2 protein-coding genes are annotated in these 2,517 nt (G+C 34.6%); both read left to right on the top strand.

Annotation, left to right across the window (positions count from 1 at the left end; genetic code table 11):
• A partial coding sequence (locus tag DG508_RS17400) for a T9SS type A sorting domain-containing protein (protein ID WP_159090901.1) occupies positions 1-497 on the top strand: 497 nt, incomplete at its 5' end.
• Between the two features lie 263 nt (positions 498-760).
• Positions 761-2,517: M14 family metallopeptidase (locus DG508_RS17395; RefSeq protein ID WP_108869369.1), on the top strand; the 1,757-nt coding region annotated here is incomplete at its 3' end.

The following is a 2,517-nucleotide window of genomic DNA, read 5'->3' as shown; positions in this document are numbered from 1 at the left end:
CTTATGGATCGCAGCCTGATGGATCAACTTTGAATATTACTAAAACACTCGATACTGGATGTTATACCCTAGTATTCAAAGATTCTTTTGGTGATGGAATTTGCTGTGCTTATGGAAATGGATCTTATGAACTGACCAATGTAGCTTCTGGAGCAGTATTAGCTTCTGGAGGAAACTTTACCTCTCAAGATGTTTCTAACTTCTGTGTAGGTAGTACTCCTGCTAATAATGCACTTTACAATAATCTTAGCTCAACAAAAATTCTTAGCAAATCAGATTTTGCTATTTACCCTAATCCTGCAAAAGATTTTATAACTATTTTAGTTAATAATACTGATATCTCTACGTATACTATTGTCAACCATATCGGACAAACTGTAAGAAAAGGTAATATATCAGAAAGCAGAATAGAATTAAATGATCTACCTGCTGGAATGTATTTTGTATCGGTTACATCAAAAGATAAAACTGTTACCAAAAAAATCATCAAGCAATAAAATTCAATAATTAAAAGGCTACCTCTTTAGGTAGCCTTTTTCTTAATTTACTATTCGTTTGGCTTTTCTATTTCGATAAACATCAAAAAAAGCACTCTTCATTTATTCGTTCTTTGATATATCAATAACACCTTTCTTCAGAATTATTATAACTCCATAATTCTGATATCATAACCAACCTTTCCTTAATTCGTAAGGATCAACAATATTTTTCTATCCCAGATATATGACACACAAAAATCTAACTCTAAAACTCAACACTAATGAAAACACACATTTATCTACAAAAATCTTTTATTCAATGGATATCTATTCTTTTTTTTCTATGTAGTACATCCATTATCCAAGCACAAGAAAAATATTATCGGGTTATCTTTGATACAGATAAAGAACAACTAGAATCTCTACATACAAAAGGGATTGAAATCGACCATTTTCATTATGAAAACGGAAAAGCTACTGCAGAGATTTCTCATAGCGACCTTAAGCTACTCAGAAAAAACAACGTTAAATTTAAAATCAAGATTCGTAACCTCTCCAAGAGAATTTCTAAAATAAATAGGCGAATAGATAAAAAAAATGCTCGTAAAGCTAGTAAATCACATATACAACAAGCGCAAGTACCAACTCCTCAAAATTTTAACTTAGGAAGCATGGGAGGCTTTCATACTAATAATGAAGCAATTGCGGCACTAGACAAAATGAGACAATTGTATCCTCAACTTATCACCGCTAAATCATCTATAGGAACCACTATAGAAGGCAGACCTATTTACATGGTCAAAATAAGTGATAACGCAGATACCGATGAGAATGAAGACGAAATGTTATACACTTCTATTCATCATGCAAGAGAACCTATAGGGCTTTCTCAAAACTTATTTTACATGTGGTATTTATTAGAAAATTATACTACTGATCCTGAAATAAAAATATTGGTTGATAATACCGAATTATATTTCATACCTATCATTAATCCTGATGGATACATTCATAATCAACAAACCAATCCTAATGGTGGAGGATATTGGAGAAAAAACAGACGAAACAATGGAGGTACATATGGCATTGATTTAAACCGTAACTATGGGTATCAATGGGCTGCTCCTGGAGGATCTTCTTCCAATCCTGGTAGTGACACATATCACGGACCTTCAAAATTCTCAGAGCCTGAAACACAAGCTATGAGAGATTTTACAAATCAACATAATTTTGTTGCTGCGCTCAACTACCATTCTTTTAGCAATCTTTTGATCCATCCATGGGGATATAAAGCAAACACTTTTACTCCAGATCAAGATACTTTTGTCAAGATGTGCGTGTATATGACAGAAGAAAATTCATATACCTACGGAACACCAAATCAAACCGTACAATATACCGCTGGTGGAAGCTCAGACGATTGGATGTATGGTGAACAAAGTACCAAACCCAAGATATTTGCAATGACTCCCGAGGTTGGATCATCTAACGATGGATTTTGGCCTGCTTCTAGTAGAATTATTCCTCTATGTAATGAGGTATATCCTTTTAACATCAAAATAATGAGAATGGCAACTACCTATGCAAAGGTAACGCCTACCTCAATCAATCCAACCATTACTAATTTATCAGGAAATATCCAGTATTCTATAAAACGTTTTAGTCTAGAGCAAGCCAACTGGAGTGTGAGCTTATCTTCAAACTCATCTCATATCGCTTCTTTTGGAGCACCTAAACAGTACAATAACTTACTCCTTCTAGGAACTGACACTGGAGCTATAAATTTTGAACTAAAGCCCACGACTCCTTCTGGAACTCAAATTCCTATAACAATCACAGTAAATAACGGCTCATGGCAATATACGACTGATGTTACGATAACTTATAATGGTAGTTCTACATGCACAGCAACCATACCTACAGGAGTATCCTCTTCTGCTGTTGGTTCTGATACCGCTACTATTGGATGGACTGCTGTACCTGCAGCTTCTTATGACCTAAGATACAGACAAACTGGAACGACAGCATGGACTACTGT

Source organism: Aquimarina aquimarini, assembly GCF_900299535.1.
GTDB lineage: Bacteria > Bacteroidota > Bacteroidia > Flavobacteriales > Flavobacteriaceae > Aquimarina > Aquimarina aquimarini.
This window is presented reverse-complemented; position numbering and strand designations above follow the sequence as displayed.